Origin of the sequence: Pseudomonas sp. NY15435 (assembly GCF_048068295.1) — a bacterium.
In the GTDB taxonomy this organism is placed as follows: Bacteria; Pseudomonadota; Gammaproteobacteria; order Pseudomonadales; family Pseudomonadaceae; genus Pseudomonas.
Map to the genome: position 1 here is coordinate 209909 of NZ_JBLUQA010000007.1, position 18674 is coordinate 228582.

Below are 18674 nucleotides of genomic sequence, written 5' to 3' on the forward strand. Positions count from 1 at the left end.
CGACACTCCGCCGCACTCTTTGCAACTTTTCACAGCGGTTGCCGCTGGCGCACCTGAAGCAAATCCTACCCCAATCAAATCAATGCCTTAGGCTTGAAACAAAGCATCTTGCCAGCATAGCCCAAGTTCGCCTGGACGATCACGCTTCGGCGAGCGCAACTGCCTCTTCCACATCCACCGCCACCAGACGCGAACAACCCGGTTCGTGCATGGTCACGCCCATCAATTGATCTGCCATCTCCATGGCGATCTTGTTGTGGGTGATATAGATGAACTGCACTTTCTCCGACATCTCCTTCACCAGCCGCGCATAACGGCCGACGTTGGCATCGTCCAGCGGCGCGTCGACTTCGTCGAGCATACAGAACGGTGCCGGGTTCAGCTGGAAGATCGCAAATACCAGCGCCAGAGCGGTCAGGGCCTTCTCGCCACCGGACAGAAGATGGATGGTGCTGTTCTTCTTGCCCGGCGGCCTCGCCATGATCGCCACCCCGGTATCGAGTAGATCCTCGCCGGTAAGTTCCAGATAGGCGTGACCGCCGCCGAAAACCTTGGGGAACAATGCCTGAAGGCCAGCATTGATCTGGTCGAAGGTTTCCTTGAAGCGGTTGCGGGTTTCCTTGTCGATCTTGCGGATGACGTTTTCCAGGGTATCCAGCGCTTCCACGAGGTCGTCGTTCTGGTCATCCAGGTAGCGTTTACGCTCGGATTGTTGCTGGTACTCCTCGATGGCCGCGAGGTTGATCGGGCCGAGGCGACCGATGCGCGCGGCCAGTTCTTCCAGGCGGGTTTCCCAGACTTTTTCCGCAGCATCGTGTGGCAGCGTACTCAGCACGCCATGCAGGTCGTAGCCGTCCTCGTGGAGCTGTTCCTGCAGCGACTTGCGTCGCACGCTGAGGGCTTGCCACTCCATACGCTGGTGTTCCAACTGGCCACGCAGCAGTTGTGACTGCTGCTCGGCCTGGGTGCGGCGCTTCTCGGCGTCGCGCAACTGGCGGTCGGCATCTTCGAGGGCCAGGCGTGCGTGCTTGAGCTCGTCCTCCACCGCCATGCGCCGGTCGAGCAGCTCTTCCAGGCGCATGCGCAGCTCTTCCAGCGGTGCGGCGCCCTCCTCCAGGTTGAGATTGAGCTGCTCGCAGCGTTCGACCAGGCGCACGGCCTGGCTGTCCAGGCGCTCCAGCGCCTGGCGGGTGGATTCGTGCTGGGCGCGCAGGGAGCCCACGCGCACGGCCAACTGATGAGCGTGATCCTTGTGCTGGCGGGATTCCTGGCGGATGCGGTCGAGCTTCTCGCGCATGCCGTCGCGCTCGGCGAGCAGCGACTCACGGCGCTCGGTGTCCACGGCCATGGCGTCCAGCGCTTCCTGCAGGCTCAGGCGCGCCTCGCCCAGTTGCTCCTGCTCGATGGCGTGCTGCTCGGCGAGCTCGGCCAGTTCTTCGTCCAGACGCCGGCGGCGCAGGGTCAGCTGTTCGACCTTGGCCTGCTGCGCGGACAGCTGCGCCTTCAGTTCACCCTGACGGCGACCTTCATCCTGCAGGCGACGGCGCACCTGATCGCGCCCCTCTTCGGCCTGCCGCTGCTCGTCACGCAGGCGCGCCAGCTGTTCGTCGATCTCGGCGAGGCGCTGTTCCAGCGTCTCGCGCTCGACGTACAGGCGCTCCAGTTCCTGGCCACGCGCCAGTACACCGCCATCAGCCGACTCGCCCCGACGCACGCGCAGGAAGTGGCGGCCCACCCAGTAGCCGTCGCGGCTGATCAGGCTTTCGCCCTCCCCCAGCGAAGCGCGCTGGTTCAGCGCCTGCTCCAGGGTTTCGACCGGGCGCACGCGGCCCAGCCAGTAGCTCAGGTCGACATTGGTTTCGACCTTGTCCAGCAGGCTGCCGGGACGGGAGACCGCACCGGCGGCCAGATCGAGCAGGCGCAGCTCGCCCTTTTCCAGGGCCTCGAACGGCAACCCCTTCACGTCATCCAGCAACACGCCGTGCAGGTCGGCGCCGAGCACGGTTTCCACCGCCAGCTCCCAGCCCGACTGCACACGCAGGCCTTCGGCAAGCCGCGGGCGCTGCTCCAGCCCTTGCTGACGCAGCCATTGTGCGGTGCCGTCGCCCGGATCGAGCGCTGCCTGTTGCAATGCCTCCAGCGACGCAATGCGGCCATTCAGGCGCTGCAGCTCGCCTTGCGCCTGGTGCTGCGCGGCGGTGCTTTCCTGCAGGGACTGGCGCACGCGCTCTAGGCGCTCGGCCAGTTCCTGCTCCTGAATCTGCGACTCTTCCAGCAGCAACTCGATAGCGGCGACCTGCTCGCCCAGTTCGAGGATCGCGGCGTCTTCCGGATCAGCGGCCAGTTGCGTGCGCTCGTCGCTCAGGCGGCGCTGACGCTCGCCCTGGCGCTCCAGACTCTGCTCCAAGTGCTGGATGCGCGACTGCTGCACTTCGGCTTCGCGGCGCGGTTCAGCGCTCTGCTGGTTGAACGCATCCCAGCGCTGCTGCCAGTCGTGCATGCGCTGCTCGGCGTCCTCCAGCCCGACGGTAGCCTCTTCGGCGGCGGCGGCACTGATTTCCTGTTCCGGGGCCAGGCGCTCAAGTTCCTCGCCCAGGGTGGCGAGCAAGGTACGGTCGTGCCCCAGGTGGGATTCGGTTTCCTGGCGGGTCTTCTCAGCCTCGCGCAGGTCGTCCTGCAACTGACGCAGGCGCTGCTGGCCATGCTGGATGCTCTGCTCGACGCGGGCGATGTCGCCACCCACGGAATAGAAGCGACCCTGCACCTGGTTGAAGGTTTCCGACAGCTCATGGTGGCCGTCACGCAGGCGCTCGATGCTGGCGTCGGCGCTGCGCTGCTCGGCGACAAGGGCCTCGAAGGCCACTTCCTGATCGCCGATCACCTTCTCCTTCTGCCCGACCTGCTCGTTCAGGTCGCGCCAGCGCAGGGCGCCGAGCTGGGCCTTGAGGGTGCGCTCCTCGGCCTTGAATTCCTGGTACTTCTCCGCCGACTGGGCCTGGCGGTGCAGGCGTTCCAGCTGGCGCTCCAGCTCTTCGCGCAGGTCGGTCAGGCGCGCGAGGTTTTCCTGGGTACGGCGAATGCGGTTCTCGGTCTCGCGGCGGCGCTCCTTGTACTTGGAGATGCCGGCGGCCTCCTCGATGAAGTTGCGCAGGTCTTCGGGCTTGGCCTCGATCAGCTTGGAGATCATGCCCTGCTCGATGATCGAGTAGCTGCGCGGACCCAGGCCGGTTCCGAGGAAGATATCGGTGATATCACGACGCCGGCACTTGGTGCCATTGAGGAAATAAGTGTTCTGGCCGTCACGGGTGACGCGGCGGCGAATGGAAATCTCGGCGTAGCTGGCGTATTCGCCCAGCAGGGTCTGGTCGGAGTTGTCGAAGATCAGCTCGATGGACGCCTGGGTCACCGGCTTGCGCGTGTTGGAGCCGTTGAAGATGACGTCGGTCATCGACTCGCCACGGAGGTTCTTCGCCGAACTCTCGCCCATCACCCAGCGAACGGCGTCGATGATGTTGGACTTTCCGCAACCGTTGGGGCCGACCACTGCCGCCATGTTGCTTGGGAAATTCACCGTCGTCGGGTCGACGAAGGACTTGAAGCCCGCCAGCTTGATGCACTTGAGCCGCATGAGCCCATCCCCCTCCGTCTCTTAATAGAGAGCTTATCGTTCAGCCAGCGCGGCCAGGACCAATTGGCTGTTGTGTCGACCGTAGTCGAGCAGCACCTCGCGGATGCCCGCCTCGTCGCGGCCCACCACCGCGCGCAGCAGGTCTTCGAAGCTGCCGATGAACTGACTCATCTCGCCTTTGCGGCGTTCCAGGGCCAGATGATAGGTGCGACTGATGGCCGGCAGGAGATTTTCCACGGTTTCCTGCAGGTAGGGGTTGGCAGCGAATGGAAAGGCGGCGCGCATGATGTCGAAGCTGGATTCGACGAATGCATTGATGTCGCCGCGCTCGAGGTTATCCAACAGGCGTTGCTGGATCGCCATGAAGGGCGCCAGGTCGGCTTCTTCGCGCCAGGTCCGGGCCACGGCGCTGGCGAGCATGATGTAGAGCTCCATCACCAGCGAATAGAGGCTTTCCACGTGCGCGGCAGAAAGCTCGGACACCTGCGCACCCCGACGCGGCAGGATCACGACCAGATGGCGACGTTCGAGGATCAGCAACGCTTCGCGGACCGAACCGCGACTGACGTTGAGGGTCTGGGTGACCTTCTGCTCCTGGATGCGCTCGCGCTCCTTGAGTTCGCCCCGGATGATGCGTTCGGCAAGGTGATGCGCGATCTGCTCAGCCAGGCTGTCCGGGGCCTTGAACGTCATGGTTGTCCTTAAGAATCGGGGCGCTTTCGAAGGGGTGTTGCGGACGCGAAGTGTAACACAGGGTGTTACCGCGCCATCCCCCGCCCAGGGTGGACGACAGAACAAAGGTTGGTGCGTCCATCAGAAGGATCAGGCGCAGGATTGTCTGACAATCCTACACAAGAGACGTATCGGGAGTCGTCCATGTTCGCCTTTTTCCTTTCCCCTGCCTGGATGTTGCGTCTCAAGAAAGCCGGTTACTGGATCTGGCTGGTCCCTGTCTTCGGGATTCCCGTCAGCTACTGGTGGTCTTACGGTAGCCAATACCCCAATGCCTGGGCCTGGCTGGTGATCACCGTGGTGTTCGGGGTGATTCCATTGCTGGACTTCGTGGTCGGCCGCGACCCGGCCAACCCCGATGAGATCGATGAAGTGCCGCCCATGGAGCGCGAAGGCTATTACCGCTTCCTCAGCCTGATGACCGTGCCGCTGCTGCTGGGCATGCTGGTCTACGGCGGCTGGGTGCTGGCTACTTATGACGCCTGGAACTGGGTCGGCCAGCTCGGCTGGATCCTTTCCGTGGGCACCGTCATGGGCGCCATCGGTATCACCGTCTCCCACGAGCTGATCCACAAGGATCCGGAACTGGAGCAGAACGCCGGCGGCCTGCTGCTGGCCGCGGTGTGCTACGCAGGCTTCAAGGTGGAACACGTGCGCGGCCACCATGTGCATGTCTCCACGCCCGAGGACGCTTCGTCTTCGCGCTACGGCCAGAGCCTCTACGCCTTCCTGCCCCACGCCTACAAACACAACTTCCTCAATGCCTGGAAGCTGGAGACCGAGCGCCTCAAGCGCAAGGGCCTGCCGGCGCTGCACTGGCGCAACGAGCTGATCTGGTGGTACGTGATCAGTGCGCTGTTCCTGGTCGGCTTCAGCGTCGCTTTCGGCTGGATCGGCGCGGTGTATTTCATCGGCCAGTCGGTGATGGCCTTCACCCTGCTGGAGATCGTCAACTACGTGGAACACTACGGCCTGCATCGCCGCCGCCTGGACAGCGGGCGCTACGAGCGGACTACCCACGAGCACTCCTGGAACAGCAACTTCCTGTTGACCAACCTGTTCCTCTTCCATCTGCAGCGTCATTCCGACCACCACGCCAACGCCAAGCGCCGTTACCAGGTGCTCCGCCACTTCGACGAGAGCCCGCAACTGCCCAATGGTTACGCCGGAATGATCGTCCTGGCGCTGTTCCCGCCGCTCTGGCGCGCAGTGATGGACCGTCGGGTACGCGCCTACTACGCAGGCGAGGAATACCAGCTGAGCGCCACCCAGCAAGCCTGATCAACCAGATCCACGCCTTGGCGGCAAGCCCCACCCCGGCTTGCCGCCTTTTTTGCTTTTTGGGCTTTTTGCTTTTGGGCTTTTTGCTTTTGGGCTTTGGGCTTTGGGCTTTGGGCTTTGGGCTTTGGGCTTTGGGGCTTTGGGGCTTTGGGGCTTTAGGCTTTAGGTAGGAGCGAGCTTGCTCGCGAAGCTCTTCTCCCTGGGACTGCCCTCCCCCCCAACTCTCCCCCAAAGAGAGAGGGAGCACATCGCCATGCCCGACCAGTACCGCGCTCACCGGCAATCACGGCTGTTCGCGAGCAAGCTCGCTCCTACAAAAGCGCGCAGTTGCTGGACGTCGGCCAGATAACGCTGATCCGGTATGCACCCACCGCGCTCACCCGCAATCACGGCTGCTCGCTCCTGCAAAAGCGTCACTCATCACCCGCGGAAAAACTTTCTGACCATTCGGACAGAAATTTTATTGACTCAAAAGTCAGCTTTCCATAAATTCGCCTCCAGTGCCCTACCAAAAACAAGAATCAGCCTGGAGGCAAGCCTTGATCAGGTTCCTGCTCAATCGCGAGCTGCGCGTCGAAGACCGCCTCGATCCCAACCTCACCGTGCTCAACTACCTGCGCCAGACCCTGGGCAAGACCGGCACCAAGGAGGGTTGCGCCTCCGGTGACTGCGGCGCCTGCACGGTGGTCGTCGGCGAACTGGTCGGCGAAGAAGGTGCCGAGCGCGTCCGCTACCGCACCCTCAACTCCTGTCTCACCTTCGTTTCCTCGCTGCACGGCAAGCAGTTGATCAGCGTCGACGACCTCAAGCACCGCGGCGAACTGCACGGTGTGCAGCAAGCCATGGTCGATTGCCACGGTTCGCAGTGCGGTTTCTGCACCCCTGGCTTTGTCATGTCGCTGTTCGCCCTGCAGAAGAACACCGCGGGCGAAACCGCCGACGAGCGCAAGGCCGAAGCCCATGAAGCGCTGGCCGGCAACCTGTGCCGCTGCACCGGCTACCGCCCGATTCTCGATGCCGCCGAGCAATCCTGCTGCCAGAAGCAGCCGGACCAGTTCGACGTCGCCCAGCCCGAGATCATCGCCCAGCTCAAGGCCATCGCCCCGCGCGAAACCGCCGAGCTGAACAGCGGCGACAAGCGCTGCCTGCTGCCGCTGACCATCGCCGACCTGGCCGATATCTACACCGCCAATCCGCAGGCACGCCTGCTCGCCGGCGGCACCGACCTGGCCCTGGAAGTCACCCAGTTCCACCGTGAACTGCCGGTGATGATCTACGTCGGCCACGTCGAGGAAATGAAGCGCGTCGAGGTCTTCGACGACCGCATCGAGATCGGCGCGGCGACTCCGCTGACCGACTGCTACGAAGCCCTTTCCCGCGACTACCCGGACTTCGGCGAACTGCTGCACCGCTTCGCTTCGCTGCAGATCCGCAACCAGGGCACCCTGGGCGGCAACATCGGCAACGCATCCCCCATTGGCGACTCGCCGCCACTGCTGATTGCCCTGGGCGCGCGCCTGGTGCTGCGCAAGGGCAACGAACGTCGCGAGCTGCCGATCGACGAATATTTCATCGACTACAAGGTCACCGCGCGCCAGGAAGGCGAGTTCATCGAACAGGTGATCATCCCGCGCCCGCAGGCCAGCCAGGCGTTCCGCGCCTACAAGGTCTCCAAGCGCCTGGACGACGACATCTCCGCTGTCTGCGCCGCCTTCAACCTGACGGTCGAGAACTGCAAGATCACCGCCGTACGCACCGGCTTTGGTGGCATGGCCGCCATCCCGAAACGTGCCAAGGCCTGTGAAGCCGCCCTGCTCGGCCAGACCTTCAACAGCGCCGCCTTCGAACGCGCCGCGCTGGCACTGAGCGAGGACTTCGCGCCGCTCACCGACTTCCGTGCGAGCAAGGAATACCGCCTGCTCACCGCGCAGAACCTGCTGCGCAAGTGCTTCCTGGAGCTGGAAGCCCCTCAGGCCGTAACCCGGGTGACCCACTATGCATAAGCCGCAGAAAAGCCAGGAAGAACTCGCCGCACTGTTCCGCGCCGACCTGACCACCGGCGTTGGCCGCAGCGTCAAGCACGAGAGCGCGCCCAAGCACGTCAGCGGCGAAGCGCAGTACATCGACGACCGCCTGGAATTCCCCAACCAGCTGCACGTCTATGCCCGCATGAGCGACCGCGCCCACGCGCGCATCACCAAGCTGGACGTCAGCCCCTGCTACCAGTTCCCCGGCGTCGCCATCGCCATCACCAAGGATGACGTGCCCGGCCAGTTGGACATCGGCCCGGTGGTCGCCGGTGACCCGCTGCTGGCGGACGGCAAGGTCGAATACGTCGGCCAGATGGTCATCGCCGTCGCCGCCGACAGCCTGGAAACCGCGCGCAAGGCGGCCATGGCCGCGATCATCGAGTACGAAGACCTGGAGCCAGTGCTCGACGTAGTCGAGGCGCTGCGCAAGAAGCATTTCGTGCTCGACAGCCACCAGCACAAGATCGGCGACTCGGAAGCCAAGCTCGCCACCGCGCCGAACCGCATCCAGGGCACCCTGCACATCGGCGGCCAGGAGCACTTCTACCTGGAGACGCAGATTTCCTCGGTGATGCCCACCGAGGACGGCGGCGTGATCGTCTACACCTCCACGCAGAACCCCACCGAAGTGCAGAAGCTGGTGGCCGAAGTGCTGGGCATCTCCTTCAACAAGGTGGTCATCGACATGCGCCGCATGGGTGGCGGCTTCGGCGGCAAGGAAACCCAGGCCGCTGCGCCTGCCTGCCTGTGCGCGGTCGTCGCGCGTCTCACCGGCCGCCCGGCGAAGATGCGCCTGCCGCGTGTCGAAGACATGCAGATGACCGGCAAGCGCCACCCCTTCTACGTCGAGTACGACGTGGGCTTCGAGGATGACGGCCTGCTGCACGGCATCAATATCGAGCTGGCCGGCAACTGCGGCTACTCGCCGGACCTCTCCGGCTCCATCGTCGACCGCGCGATGTTCCACTCCGACAACGCCTACTTCCTCGGCAACGCCACGGTGAACGGTCACCGCTGCAAGACCAACACCGCGTCGAACACCGCCTACCGCGGCTTCGGCGGCCCGCAGGGCATGGTCGCCATCGAGGAGATCATGGACGCCGTCGCGCGCCATCTGGGCAAGGACCCGCTGGAAGTGCGCAAGCGCAACTACTACGGCAAGGACGAGCGCAACGTCACCCACTACTACCAGCAGGTGGAACACAACCTGCTGGAGGAGATGACCGAGGAACTGGAAGCCAGCGCCGAATACGCCAAGCGCCGCGCCGAGATCCGCGCCTTCAACGCCAGCAGCCCGGTACTGAAGAAGGGCCTGTCGCTGACCCCGGTAAAATTCGGCATCAGCTTCACCGCCACCTTCCTCAACCAGGCCGGCGCGCTGATCCACATCTACACCGACGGCAGCATCCACCTGAACCACGGCGGCACCGAGATGGGCCAGGGCCTGAACACCAAGGTTGCCCAGGTGGTGGCCGAGGTGTTCCAGGTCGACATCGACCGCGTGCAGATCACCGCCACCAACACCGACAAGGTGCCCAACACCTCGCCGACCGCCGCGTCCTCGGGCGCCGACCTGAACGGCAAGGCCGCGCAGAACGCCGCCGAAATCCTCAAGCAGCGCCTGGTGGAATTCGCCGCCAAGCACTGGAAGGTGACCGAGGAAGACGTCGAGTTCCGCAACAATCAGGTGCGCGTGCGCGACCTTATCCTGCCTTTCGAGGAGCTCGTGCAGCAGGCGTACTTCGGCCAGGTGTCACTCTCCTCCACCGGCTTCTACCGCACACCGAAGATCTTCTACGACCGCAGCCAGGCGCGCGGCCGGCCGTTCTACTACTTCGCTTATGGCGTGTCGTGCTCGGAGGTGATCGTCGACACCCTCACCGGCGAGTACAAGATGCTGCGCAGCGACATTCTCCACGACGTCGGCGCCTCGCTGAACCCGGCCATCGACATTGGCCAGGTGGAAGGCGGTTTCGTCCAGGGCATGGGCTGGCTGACCATGGAAGAACTGGTGTGGAACGCCAAGGGCAAGCTGATGACCAACGGCCCGGCGAGCTACAAGATTCCGGCCATCGCCGACATGCCGATCGACCTGCGGGTGAAGCTGGTGGAAAACCGCAAGAACCCGGAGCAGACCGTGTTCCACTCCAAGGCCGTCGGCGAGCCGCCGTTCATGCTGGGCATCTCGGTGTTCTGCGCGATCAAGGACGCCGTGGCCAGCCTGGCCGACTACCGCGCCCAGCCGCAGATCGACGCCCCCGCCACTCCCGAGCGCGTGCTCTGGGGCGTGGAGCAGATGCGCAAGCTGAAGCTGGCCCAGGCCGAGAAAGCACCGGCTCAGGTCGAGCCGGCGTGATGTGACCATGGGGCACCGCTGGCAGGGAGAGACGTCCCCACTTCCGTCCTCCACCCCGCCAGCGGCGCCCCACCCTAACTCCCGACCGTAGGAGCGAGCTTGCTCGCGAACCGCCCCAGCGACGTAGCCACCGGGGAGCCCATTCGCGAGCAAGCTCGCTCCTACGAAGAGCCCAGCCTCAGAGGTTGAAGCCATGAACTGGATCAGTGCCCTCGCCGACCTGCAACAGCGCGCCGAAGCCAGCGTGCTGGTGACCATCATCGAAGAACGCGGCTCGACCCCGCGCAATGCCGGCTCGAAGATGGTCGTCAGCGCCGACAAGCTCTACGACACCATCGGCGGCGGTCACCTCGAGTTCAAGGCCATGGCCATCGCCCGTGAGATGCTGCAGAACCGCGAGCGCGAACCGAAGCTGGAGCGTTTCAGCCTCGGCGCCAGCCTCGGGCAGTGCTGCGGCGGCGCCACGGTGCTGCTGTTCGAACCCATGGGCCAGCCCCAGGCGCACATCGCCGTGTTCGGCGCTGGCCACGTCGGCCGTGCGCTGGTGCCGTTGCTCGCCAGCCTGCCATGCAAGGTGCGCTGGATCGACTCGCGGGAAGCCGAGTTTCCCGATTACATCCCTGAGGGCGTGAGCCGCGCAATCAACGAGGATGTGATCGACGAGATCGACGAAATGCCCGCCGGCAGCTACTTCATCGTCATGACCCACAACCACGCGCTGGACCTGGAGCTGACGGCGAAAATCCTCGAGCGCAATGACTTCGCCTATTTCGGCCTGATCGGTTCCGACACCAAGCGCGCCAAGTTCGAACACCGCCTGCGCGACCGCGGCTTCGCCGCCGACACCGTGCAGCGCATGCGCTGCCCCATGGGCATCAGCGAGGTAAAGGGCAAGCTGCCGGTGGAGATCGCCGTGTCCATCGCCGGCGAAGTGATCGCCACCTACAACGCCACCTTCGGTCAGCAGACCAGCAAAGGCGAGAACACTGTGGCCAAACTGTTACCCACGAGCCGCCGCGCGCGCACCGCAGAGAGCGGCGCCTGAGATTTCCATAGCATGGGCACATGTCTATTCCGCCCATCCCGCCCCGGCGCCAGCGCGCGCCCCGGCCCCGAAACACGACTGAAGAGAGATCGATGAGCACTCAAGCCAAAGCCTACCGCGCGAGCATCCTGCACAGCGTCGCCGACCCCGCCGAAGTCGGTGTGGAGAAGTCCTACCAGTACTTCGAGGACGGCATCCTGCTGGTGGAAGACGGCAAGGTCGCCCGCCTCGGCCACGCCACCGAGCTGCTGCCACAACTGGGCGGCGTGGAAGTGGTCGAGTACCGCGACGCGCTGATCACCCCCGGCTTCATCGACACCCACATCCACTACCCGCAGACCGGCATGATCGCCTCCTACGGCGAGCAACTGCTGGACTGGCTGAACACCTACACCTTCCCCACCGAGAAGCAGTTTGCCGACCCGGCCCACGCCGCCGATGTCGCCGGCATCTTCCTCAAGGAACTGCTGCGCGCCGGCACCACCACCGCGCTGGTATTCGGCACCGTGCACCCACAGTCGGTGGATGCGCTGTTCGGCGCTGCTGAAAAGCTCGACCTGCGCCTGATCGCCGGCAAGGTGATGATGGACCGCAACGCGCCGGACTACCTGACAGACACCGCCGAGAGCAGCTACACCGACAGCAAGGCGCTGATCGAACGCTGGCACGGCAAGGGTCGCCTGCTCTACGCAGTGACTCCGCGCTTCGCCCCGACCAGCACGCCGGAGCAGCTCGACGCCGCCGGCCGCCTGCTCAAGGAGCATCCGGGCGTGTATATGCACACGCACCTGTCGGAAAACCTCAAGGAAATCGAGTGGGTCAAGGAGCTGTTCCCGGAGCGCAAGGGCTACCTGGACGTCTACGACCACCACGGCCTGCTCGGCCCGCGCTCGGTGTTCGCCCACGGCGTGCACCTGTGCGACGGCGAGTGCCAGCGCCTGGCGGAAACCGGTTCGGCCGTGGCCTTCTGCCCGACCTCCAATCTGTTCCTGGGTAGCGGCCTGTTCGACCTGGCGAAACTCGAGAAACACAAGGTGAAAGTCGGCCTGGGCACCGACGTCGGCGCCGGCACCAGCTTCTCCCAGCTGCAATCGCTGAACGAGGCCTACAAGGTGATGCAGCTGCAGGGCATCAAGCTGGACCCGTTCAAGTCGCTGTACCTGGCCACCCTCGGCGGCGCCCGCGCGCTGGAACTGGAAGACAAGGTTGGCAGCTTCGCCCAGGGCAACGAGGCCGACTTCGTGGTCCTCGACTACAAGGCCACCCCGCTGCTGGATTATCGCCTGCAGCAGGCCAAGACCCTGGAGGAGAAACTCTTCGCACTGGTCATCCTCGGCGACGACCGTACCGTGAAGGAAACCTTCGCGCACGGCCGCAACGTGCATCGCCGCGGTTGACCCCTTACGGCTTCGGCGCCGGGTCCTCGCTCAGGACCAACCCGGCGCCGGGGCCGCTTTTCTTTCCAGATGCGTGTCGCCTCTATTTCGGCGCCAGGCTTCCCGACGTACATAGGAGCGGACTCCGTCCGCGATCGATTCCCGGCAACGCGACGGTGCCAACCTGGGTTCGCGAGCAGCTCGCTCCTACGAATAGCGTGCCGGTCTGTGCCTGTAGGAGCGAGCTTGCTCGCGAACCGCACGGCACCGGACCAACAGGCGCCCTACTCCCGCACCTCGACCAACACCGGACACGGCGCCCGCTCGATCACCCGCTGCCCTACCGACGGGTCCAGCAACCGCTCGATACGCCCCAGGTGCCGGTGGCCGATCACGATCAGGTCGCACTCCAGGCGCTGCGCCTCGCGCAAAATCGCGCGGGCTGGATCGCCCGCTACCACAGCCCCGGATGCCACGCATGGCTGGAGCTGCGCCAGCGCATCATCCACCAGCGCCTGGGCTTCGTGCTGCTCCTGTTCAGCCGGCGGGTACTCCAGGGCATCCTGGCGCGGCATGGCGAAGGCACGATCCACTGCGCAGACAACATGCACTGCCGCTTCGCTGCAACGCGCCAGCTCTGCGGCGCTGGCGATGATCCGTGGCGACTGCGCCGCACCATCGATGGCCAGCAGAATCCGTTTGAACATGCCTTTCTCCCTCGAAGAACGAAATCAGCGTCATTCTTCGGGCAGCGCCATGCCCCGTAAAGGCACGCCGAACGTAAAGAACCATTGCGTCAAACGCACGCTTGCTCATCGGGCCCGTCGCAATGGAACATGAATAGCATCGCGCCAACCCTCCGGAGTCGCCATGGCCCTGCCCGATCTCAACCTGCTGGTCGCCCTCAACATCCTGCTCGAAGAAGGCAGCGTGGTCGGTGCGGCGCGACGCATGCACCTCAGTGCACCCGCCATGAGCCGCACCCTGTCGCGCATTCGCGAAGCAGTGGGCGACCCGATCATGGTCCGCGCCGGGCGCAACCTGGTGCCCACACCTCGTGCATTGCAACTGCGCGAGGAAGTCAGCGACCTGGTGGAGCACGCCACGCGCCTGTTCAATGCCAAGGAAAACCTGCGCATGGACCAGCTCGAGCGCTGCTTCGTGCTGCGTTCCAACAACGTGCTGGTGGGCGGCTTCGCCTCGCGCATGCTGGCGGTGATGAAGGAAGAAGCGCCGCGCTGCAGCCTGCGTATTGCCCCGGAAGCCGACTTCGACGACGAAGCCCTGCGGCAGAACCGCATCGACCTGTACATCGGCGGCGCTTCGACGCTGGAGCCGGAAATCCGCACGCAGACGCTGTTCACCACCAATTTCGTCGGCCTGGCGCGACGCGATCATCCCATCTTCGATGACGAGATCACCGCCGAGCGGTTCGCCTGCTTCCCCCAGATCAGCGTGTCGCGGCGCGGTAAGTCGCGCGGACCGATCGACGAAGAACTGGCGAACCTGGGGCTGCACAGGGAAATCCGCCTTACCGCGCCGACCTTCCACTCCTCGATCTTCGCCCTGCTGGAGTCCGACCTTGTGCTGCCCATTCCCGAGCATTCGCTGTGGCGTCTCGATCGCCTGGGTTTCGCCCTGCGCCAGTTCGATATTCCCCTGCCGCTCAAGTCGGTGGTGATCATCCAGGCCTGGCACCCGCGCTTCGACAACGACCCGGCGCACAGCTGGCTGCGACAGACGGTGAAGCGTGTGTGCACTGAACTGCGCGAGAGCTCCGGCCTGCTGAGCTGACTGCATAATCAGTGCACCAGACACACTGATTAGCTGCAATCATTTCAATTTCCACAATTAACGCCCTTCCCTAGACTCGGTCGCAAATACCCGAGTTGATTCCTATGCCTTGCACAATACCGCCCTCCGGCGGCGGCATCGGCCATCCCCATGGAGGCCGGCCATGACCGCGCTCGCCCCGATTTCCGCCGCCAGCCCGCAATCGGCCGCACAGCCCGCCAAGCCCGTGGCGCAGCCGTTCGGACTGCGCATCGTGGTCGGCATGATTGGCGTACTGATCGCGTCACTCAGCGCCGGCCTCAACGAGAAGGTCACTGACCTGGCCATGACCGATGTGCGCGGCGCACTGTCCATCGGTCACGACGAAGGCACCTGGCTGATCGCCCTGTACTCGGCGGCGCAGGTCGCCGCCATGGCCTTCGCGCCCTGGTTCTCGGTCACCGTGTCACTGCGCCGCTTTACCCTCGGCGCCATCGCCATGTTCGCCTTGCTGGCAGTTCTCTGCCCGTTCGCGCCGAATGTCGAAACGCTTTACCTGCTGCGCCTGCTGCAGGGTTTCGCCGGTGGCTGCATGCCGCCGATGCTGATGACCGTGGCGCTGCGCTTCCTGCCGCCGGGCATCAAGCTCTACGGCCTGGGCGCCTATGCGCTGACGGCTACCTTCGCGCCGAACCTGGGCATGCCGCTGGCGGCGCTGTGGACCGAATTCGTCGGCTGGCAATGGGTGTTCTGGCAGGTCATTCCGCTGTGCGCGGTGGCGCTGGCCGCCGTGGCCTGGGGCATCCCGCAGGACCCGCTGCGCCTGGAGCGTCTGCGCCAGTTCGATTACCTGGGCATCACACTCGGCCTCCCAGGCGTCCTGATGCTGGTGATGGGCCTGCTGCAGGGCGAGCGCCTGGACTGGTTCGAATCCGACCTGGTCACCCTGCTGGTGGTCGGTGGTGCCGGGCTGCTGGTGGCGTTCTTTATCAACGAGTGGACGCACCCGCTGCCCTTCTTCCGCCTGGACATCCTCAAGCGGCGCAACTTCACCCACTCGCTGATCACCCTGGCAGGCGTGCTGGTAGTGCTCGGCGCCTGCTCCGGCGTGCCAGCGTCCTACCTCGCCTCGGCCCACGGCTATCGCCCGCTGCAATCGGCCCCCATGGCGCTGCTGGTGGCGCTGCCCCAATTGATCTCCCTGCCGCTGATTGCCGCGCTGTGCAACATCCCCCGCGTGGATTGCCGCTGGGTGCTGGCCATCGGCATCAGCCTGTGCGGCCTGTCGGCCTTCGGCATGAGCCAGCTGACCAGCGAATGGACGCGGGAGAACTTCTACTGGCTGCTGGCGTTGCAGATCATCGGCCAGCCAATGGCCATCGTGCCGCTGCTGATGTCCGCCACCAGCGTGGTCGCCCCCATCGAAGGGCCGTTCGCCTCGGCCTGGTTCAACAGCGTGCGTGCGTTCTCGGCGGTGATGGGCAGCGCCATCGTCTCGTTCTTGATGACCTGGCGCGAGCACTACCACTCCAACCGCCTGGTCGATCACCTGGGCAACGCCTCGCAAGCCCTCGGCTTGCGCCTGGAACAACTGGGCGGCGCCGAGAGCATTGGGCGCCTCGCCGGACAGGTGCGCGGCCAGGCCAGCGTGCTCGCCGCCTCCGACACGCTGCTGGCGATGGCCTGGCTGGCCGCCGCCCTGCTCGTCCTGATTCCCCTGATGCCGCTGCGGGTCTATCCGCCGCGCCCCGTGGTTCCTGCTAGCTGAACTTCTACTGATTGAAAGGTCTGCCCATGTCGAAACTAAGCTCCCGTCGCGGCAGTCTGGCCCTGGTTGCCGTGCTGCTGCTCGCCCTTGTCATCTACCTGCTGCTGCGCCTGTTGGGCCCCGCCCGCGAGCAGAGCACCGACGACGCCTATATCCATGCCGACTTCACCCTGGTGGCGCCGAAGATCGCCGGCTTCATCGAGGAGGTGCTGGTGGAAGACAACCAGTCGGTGAAGGCCGGGCAGGTTCTCGCGCGCATCGATGCCCGCGACTACCGCGCAGCGCTGGAAGCCGCCGAAGCCGACGTGCTGGCCGCCGAGGCGCGTCACCACCATGTCGCCGCCGACCTCGAACGCCAGCAGGCGGTGATTGCCCAGAGCGCCGCCCAGGTGCAGGCCGACCAAGCCGCGCTGACCTTTGCCGCGCAGGAGCTCAACCGCTACCAGCACCTGGCTACCCAGGGCGCTGGCACCCTGCAGAACGCCCAGCAGGCGCGCTCGCGCGTCGACTCGGCGAAAGCCGTTCTAGAGAAGAACAAGGCCGCCGCGCTGGCTGCCCGCAAGCAGCTCGACGTGTTGCTGGCCCAGCAGGCCGAGGCTCTCGGCGCACTGAAGCGCGGCCAGGCGCAGTTGCAGCAGGCGCAACTGAACCTGTCGTACACCGAGATCCGCGCGCCCTTCGACGGCATGGTCGGCCGCCGCGCCGTGCGTGTCGGTGCCTACACCACGCCGGGCAATGCGCTCCTCGCGGTAGTGCCGCTGCAGAACGCCTACGTGGTCGGCAACTTCCAGGAAACCCAGCTGACCGACGTACAACCTGGCCAGGCCGTGGAGATCAGCATCGACACCTTCCCCGGCGAAAAACTGCGCGGCCACGTCGACAGCATCGCCCCGGCCACCGGCCTGAGCTTCGCGCCCATCGCCCCGGACAACGCCACCGGCAACTTCACCAAGATCGTCCAGCGCATCCCGGTGAAGATCGTCCTCGACGCCGACCAGCCGCTGCGCGACAAACTGCGCGTGGGCATGTCGGTGATCGCGCGGATCGACACCGGCAAGCACGCCAGCAATGAGCAGAAGGTGGCCGTGCAATGAACGCCGCCCGCACGCCCCCGTTCCCACTGGCGGGCCTTGCCCTGCTCGCGCTCGGCGCCTGCAGTGTCGGCCCGGATTTCCAACGCCCTGGCGATGCAGACGCGGTGAACTGGTCCACCCAGCGCGGCCAGGCGCCTAGCCAGGCGCTCAACGCGCCCATGGAAGCGCAATGGTGGACGCTGCTCGGCGACCCACAGCTGGATGACCTGCAACGCCGCGTGGCCGCCGCCAACCTCGACCTGCGCGAAGCCGACGCACGCCTGCAGCAGAGCCGGGCGATCCGCCAGGCGCTGGGCGGAGATGCCGTGCCCAATGTCGGCGCGGACCTGGGCTACCAGCGCAAGCGCAACAGCGAAGTGGGCCTGAACGACCCCTCGGGCGAAGCCGGCAAGGACAGTTTCAACCAGCTCGACGGCGGCTTCGACCTGTCCTGGGAGCTGGACTTCTGGGGCCGCGTACGCCGTGAACTGGAGGCCGCCGATGCGAACGTCCAGGCCACCGAGGAAAGCCGCCGCGACGTGCTGGTCTCGGTGCTCGCCGAGACCGCGCGCAACTACCTGCAACTGCGCGCCGAACAGGACCTGGAAGCCATTATCCGCAGCAACCTGGAGATCGCCCGGCGCAGCCTGGAGCTGACCCGCCTGCGCCGCGCCGATGGTGTCGCCACCGAGCTGGATGTCGCCGAAGCCCTGACCCAGGTCGCCAGCATCGAAGCGCGCCTGCCCGACAGCCAGAAGCACCAGGCACGGCTGATCAACGCCCTGGGCTATCTGCTTGGCGAGGCTCCCGGCGCGCTGCAGGCCGAACTCGCCCAGGCCAGGCCCGTGCCGCAGCCGCCGCGTGGCGTGCCGGTCGGACTGCCTTCGGAGCTGGCCCAGCGCCGCCCGGATATCCGTCGCGCCGAAGCCACGCTGCACGCTGCCACCGCCAGCATCGGCGTGGCCACGGCAGACTTCTACCCGCGCATCAGCCTCAACGGCAGCTTCGGCTTCCAGGCGCTGCAACTGTCCAACTTTGGCGACTGGAACAGCCGTACCTTCGGTATCGGTCCGAGCCTGTCGCTGCCGATCTTCGAAGGTGGCCGCCTGAAAGGCATGCTCGCCCTGCGCGAAGCGCAGCAACAGGAATCGGCCATCGCCTACCGCCGCACGGTGCTCAACGCCTGGCGCGAGGTGGACGATGCGCTCACCGACTACGCCGCCGACCAGCGCCGCCTGGCCAGCCTCGACACCGCCGCCGAGCATGGCCGCACCGCCCTGGCCAACGCCCGCGAGCAGTACAAGGCCGGCGCCGTGGACTTCCTCAACGTGCTCAGTGCCCAGCGCGAACTGCTGGCTACCGAGGAGCAACAGGTGCGCGGCCGCGAAGCCGTGGCGACCACGCTGGTGCTGCTCTACAAATCTCTGGGTGGAGGCTGGCAGCAAACCCCGAATTCCACAGCCTCCCTGTAGGAGCGAGCTTGCTCGCGAACCCGCATCACGCCGGAGCCTCAAGGTATAAAGCGTTCGCGAGCAAGGACTGGGCGTCCCCCTCGCTCCTACAAAAGGCGGTCGGTGCTGAAACGAAAAAGCCCCGCAGATGCGGGGCTTTT

Annotated in this window: 12 protein-coding genes; 9 read left to right on the forward strand and 3 right to left on the reverse strand. The window is 65.3% G+C overall.

Translation table 11 applies throughout. The features are described 5' to 3' along the window. Positions 1–139 precede the first annotated feature (139 nt). Both smc and ACNFH5_RS18625 read right to left on the reverse strand, forming a co-directional pair. Positions 140–3628 (reverse strand): chromosome segregation protein SMC, encoded by a 3489-nt coding sequence (smc, locus tag ACNFH5_RS18620; protein WP_416748434.1) that lies wholly within the window; start codon positions 3626–3628, stop codon positions 140–142. Between the two features lie 33 nt (positions 3629–3661). Continuing rightward, positions 3662–4321 carry a GntR family transcriptional regulator gene (locus ACNFH5_RS18625; RefSeq protein ID WP_416748436.1) on the reverse strand — a complete coding sequence of 220 codons (660 nt, stop codon included), beginning with the start codon at positions 4319–4321 and terminating at the stop codon, positions 3662–3664. Positions 4322–4504: 183 nt separating this feature from the next. On the opposite strand from ACNFH5_RS18625, the gene ACNFH5_RS18630 reads away from it, so the two are divergent. From ACNFH5_RS18630 to guaD, 5 genes are all read left to right on the forward strand, one after another. Then, positions 4505–5641 carry an alkane 1-monooxygenase gene (locus tag ACNFH5_RS18630; protein ID WP_416748438.1) on the forward strand — a complete coding sequence of 379 codons (1137 nt, stop codon included), beginning with the start codon at positions 4505–4507 and terminating at the stop codon, positions 5639–5641. Positions 5642–6180: 539 nt separating this feature from the next. Then, entirely contained in the window at positions 6181–7644 is a 1464-nt protein-coding gene (xdhA, locus tag ACNFH5_RS18635; RefSeq protein ID WP_416748440.1) for a xanthine dehydrogenase small subunit, read from the forward strand. Next, positions 7637–10027 (forward strand): xanthine dehydrogenase molybdopterin binding subunit, encoded by a 2391-nt coding sequence (xdhB, locus tag ACNFH5_RS18640; RefSeq protein ID WP_416748442.1) that lies wholly within the window; start codon positions 7637–7639, stop codon positions 10025–10027. The genes xdhA and xdhB overlap by 8 nt, the downstream gene beginning before the upstream one ends. 193 nt (positions 10028–10220) lie before the next feature. Next, positions 10221–11072: a xanthine dehydrogenase accessory protein XdhC gene (gene xdhC, locus ACNFH5_RS18645; RefSeq protein WP_416748444.1), complete on the forward strand. Its 852-nt coding sequence runs from the start codon at positions 10221–10223 to the stop codon at positions 11070–11072. Between the two features lie 92 nt (positions 11073–11164). Continuing rightward, positions 11165–12469, forward strand: a complete 1305-nt coding sequence (gene guaD / locus ACNFH5_RS18650; RefSeq protein WP_416748446.1) for a guanine deaminase — start codon at positions 11165–11167, stop codon at positions 12467–12469. A gap of 263 nt (positions 12470–12732) precedes the next feature. On the opposite strand, the gene ACNFH5_RS18655 is transcribed toward guaD, so the two are convergent. After that, the gene (locus tag ACNFH5_RS18655; protein WP_416748448.1) at positions 12733–13155 is read right to left on the reverse strand and encodes a universal stress protein; all 423 of its coding nucleotides are present in this window, start codon (positions 13153–13155) and stop codon (positions 12733–12735) included. Between the two features lie 163 nt (positions 13156–13318). On the opposite strand from ACNFH5_RS18655, the gene ACNFH5_RS18660 reads away from it, so the two are divergent. The 4 genes from ACNFH5_RS18660 (at position 13319) to ACNFH5_RS18675 (ending at position 18534) form a co-directional block, all read left to right on the forward strand. Beyond that, a complete protein-coding gene (locus tag ACNFH5_RS18660) occupies positions 13319–14242 on the forward strand; it encodes a LysR family transcriptional regulator (protein ID WP_416748450.1) in 924 nt (307 codons plus the stop codon). A gap of 163 nt (positions 14243–14405) precedes the next feature. Beyond that, on the forward strand, positions 14406–15989 hold the full coding sequence (locus ACNFH5_RS18665) for an MFS transporter (RefSeq protein ID WP_416748452.1): 1584 nt from the start codon (positions 14406–14408) through the stop codon (positions 15987–15989). 26 nt (positions 15990–16015) lie between these two features. After that, on the forward strand, positions 16016–17083 hold the full coding sequence (locus ACNFH5_RS18670; RefSeq protein WP_416748454.1) for an HlyD family secretion protein: 1068 nt from the start codon (positions 16016–16018) through the stop codon (positions 17081–17083). Continuing rightward, entirely contained in the window at positions 17080–18534 is a 1455-nt protein-coding gene (locus ACNFH5_RS18675) for an efflux transporter outer membrane subunit (protein WP_416748456.1), read from the forward strand. Before ACNFH5_RS18670 ends, ACNFH5_RS18675 begins: the two co-directional genes overlap by 4 nt. Positions 18535–18674 lie beyond the last annotated feature (140 nt).